3 protein-coding genes are annotated in these 3,499 nt (G+C 65.5%); all 3 read right to left on the reverse strand.

Annotated features, from left to right (window positions below):
* On the reverse strand, window positions 1–1,469 hold a 1,469-nt coding region (locus AC1DJH_RS32985; protein ID WP_478188600.1), incomplete at its 3' end, for a methyl-accepting chemotaxis protein.
* 63 nt (window positions 1,470–1,532) lie between these two features.
* Complete coding sequence (locus AC1DJH_RS32990) at window positions 1,533–3,266, reverse strand: methyl-accepting chemotaxis protein (protein WP_478188598.1); 1,734 nt, start codon at window positions 3,264–3,266, stop codon at window positions 1,533–1,535.
* Window positions 3,267–3,298: 32 nt separating this feature from the next.
* The coding region (locus AC1DJH_RS32995) for a chemotaxis protein CheW (protein WP_478188599.1) at window positions 3,299–3,499 on the reverse strand (201 nt) is incomplete at its 5' end.

Genomic DNA, 3,499 nt, shown 5'->3' on the forward strand with positions numbered 1-3,499 from the left:
TCTTCGACCAGCGCGGCGTTCTGTTGGGTGACCTGGTCCATCTGGCTGATGGCCTGGTTGACCTGCTCGATGCCCGAGGTCTGTTCCTGGCTCGCCGCCGTGATCTCGCCCATGATGTCCGTCACGCGCTTCACGCTGCCCACGATCTCCTCCATCGTGCGGCCGGCTTCTTCCACCTGCTTGCTGCCCTCTTCGACCTTCTCCACGGAATCGCCGATCAGCGTCTTGATTTCCTTGGCTGCTGCGGCGGATCGCTGCGCGAGGCTGCGAACTTCCGAGGCCACCACGGCAAAACCACGGCCCTGTTCGCCAGCGCGAGCAGCTTCGACTGCCGCATTCAGCGCCAGGATGTTGGTCTGGAACGCGATGCCGTCGATCACGCCGATGATGTCCACGATCTTCTTGGACGAGGCGTTGATCGAGCCCATGGTGCCGACCACCTGCCCGACCACGTTGCCGCCGCGCACCGCCACCTCGGAGGCCGACACGGCCAGCTGGTTCGCCTGGCGTGCGTTGTCCGCGTTCTGCTTCACCGTCGAGGTCAGCTCTTCCATCGAAGCGGCTGTTTCTTCCAACGAGCTGGCCTGCTCTTCGGTGCGCGACGACAGGTCCTGGTTGCCCGAGGCGATCTGGCTCGACGCCGTCGCGATGGTGTCCGTGCCCGTGCGCACTTCACCGACGATCTTCACCAGGCTGCCGTTCATGCCCTTCAGCGCTTCGAGCAGCAGGCCGGTCTCGTCGGTCGTCTTGGCCTCGATGCGGCTGGTCAGGTCGCCCGCGGCCACCGACTGCGCCACCTTCACGGCTTCGGCCAGCGGACGCGCAACGATGCGCGCGATCCACAGCGCCAGCGCGAGGCCCAGTGCAATGGCGCCCAGCAGCAGCCCCAGCACCCAGAGGCGGGATTGGGCATACACCTCGTCGGCCGTCTTGCCCGCGCCAATGGCGCCGGCCACGTTCACTTCGGTCAGCTTGTCGAGCGCCGCGTTCATCTCTCGACTCAGCTGCAGCGCCTTGCCGCCACTCAATGCGGTCGCCTGCTCGGTGTTCTGCGTGCGCGACATGGCGATGACCTTGCCGTGCTCCAGCGCGTACTCGGCCATCAGCTTCTCGAACACGGGATAGATCTCGCGCTCCTCCGGTTCGGAAATGAGCGCCTGGTATTCGGCGCGGCTCTTCTGCAACGCGGCCCAGGTCACGTCCATCGACTTTTCGTAGACGCCCATCTCGGTGTACGAGCCGGACAGGATGTGCTGGAGTTCCTCGGAGCGGTAGCGCGACACCAGGTTCTTTATCTCGAGCAGGGAACGCGTCGCCGGCATCCAGTTGGTGGCGAGGTCCGTGGTCATGCCGTGGACCTTGCCGAGCTGCAGCAAGGAAACGGCACCCACGCATGCTGTCAACACAAGGACGGCAATGAACGACACAAGCAGCTTGGTCGCGATTTTGAGGTTGTAGAACGCTTTGATGATTTTTCCTTGAGGGGCCGCGTGCCCCGGATCGCCTGTTATGTGTTGTTCTTCCGCGGAGCCTCAGAATTCGGTCCAGTCGCCGCTGCCGGCCGCCGCCAACTGCGGCGCGGCGCCCTTGGCCGGTTCGCGGCGCGCAGGCAGCGCCTTGGCCGGGCGCTTGAGCGCCGACTGGGAGGCGGCAACCGCCTTGGCGGGCCGGGCGATGGGCGTGATGCGTGTGAAGCCGGTGCGCGCAACCACGGCGTTGTGGTCGAGCTTGAAGATGCTGACGGCCTGCACGAGGCTGCCGGCCTGTTCCTGCAGCGACTGGGCGGCGGCCGACGCTTCTTCGACCAGCGCGGCGTTCTGCTGCGTGACCTGGTCCATCTGGCTGATGGCCTGGTTGATCTGCTCGATGCCCGAGGTCTGCTCCTGGCTCGCCGAGGTGATCTCGCCCATGATGTCGGTCACGCGCTTCACGCTGCCGACGATCTCKTCCATCGTGCGGCCGGCTTCCTCCACCTGCTTGCTGCCCTCCTCGACCTTCTCCACGGARTCRCCGATCAGCGTCTTGATTTCCTTGGCTGCTGCGGCCGAGCGCTGCGCCAGGCTGCGAACYTCSGAGGCCACGACCGCGAAGCCGCGGCCTTGCTCGCCTGCGCGCGCCGCCTCCACTGCGGCATTCAGCGCCAGGATGTTGGTCTGGAACGCAATGCCGTCGATGACACCGATGATGTCCACGATCTTCTTCGACGAGGCGTTGATCGAGCCCATCGTGCCGACCACCTGCGACACGACGCTGCCGCCCTTCACAGCCACTTCCGAAGCCGACACGGCCAGCTGGTTGGCCTGGCGCGCGTTGTCCGCGTTCTGCTTCACCGTCGAGGTCAGCTCTTCCATCGAAGCGGCTGTTTCTTCCAGCGAGCTGGCCTGCTGCTCGGTGCGCGAGGACAGGTCCTGGTTGCCCGCCGCAATCTGGCCCGACGCCGTGGCAATGGTCTCGGTGCCCGAGCGCACCTCGCCCACCACCTTGGCCAGGTTGGTGTTCATGTTCTTCAGGGCCTGCATCAGCTGGCCCACCTCGTCGTGGCTGTCCACGCGAATGTCCGCGCTCAGGTCGCCCTGCGCCACCGTCTCGGCCACCACCACCGCCCTTGCCAGCGGACGCACGATGCTGCGCGAGATGAAGAAGGCAAAGATGCCGCCGCACACCACCGTCAGCACGGTCAGCAGCAACTGCAGGTTGAAGCTCTTCAGGTTGGCGGCGTCGATGTCGTGGCTCATGCGGTCGATGTCGCGGCGCTCGATCGACAGCAGCTCCAGCACCCGGCTCTCGTAGGCCTTGGCGGCCGGCTGAAACACGTCCTTGAACGCCCGCGCCGTGTCCACCGCATTGCCGCTCGACTTGGCCTTGCCCACCTCGTCCTTGGCGGCCTGGTACTTCGCGCGCAGCTCGACGATCGACTTGTAGGTCGCCTTTTCCTCGTCGGTGAACAACAGCGGCTCCACCTTCGCCATGGTCTCGCTGCCCTTCTTCACGCTGTCGGAGATGACGTCGGCAAAGGTCGCGGGCAAGGTCTCGTCGGTGGTGCGCGCGATCATCGAGGTGCGTGCGATGGCCGCGTAGGTCAGCACGTACCAGTCGGAGATGAGCCGTTCCTTGGCGAGCGGGCTCTGCATCATCAACCGCGTGGCTTCCGCGTTGTTGCGCGCGGACACCAGCGCGATGGCGGTCGAGATCACGGTCAGGCCGAGCACGATGGCAAAGGCCAGCGTGAGGCGTCGGGCGATGCGAAGATTGGCGAGGAAGTTCATGGGGTGCCTTCAGGCGAATGTGCAGGCGGGGGTCAGGCGGTGGCTGCGGCCTCGACGAGGCCCATTTCGTCGCTGGACATCAGGCGGTCGATGTCCACCAGGATCAGCATCCGCTCGTCCAGCGTGCCCAGCCCGATCAGGTAGTCCGCGTCCAGCACCGAACCCATCTCCGGCGCAGGCTTGATCTGCTCGCCCGTCAACGTGATCACGTCCGACACGCTGTCCACCACCAT

It is taken from the genome of Variovorax sp. 10N412, from assembly GCF_056394985.1.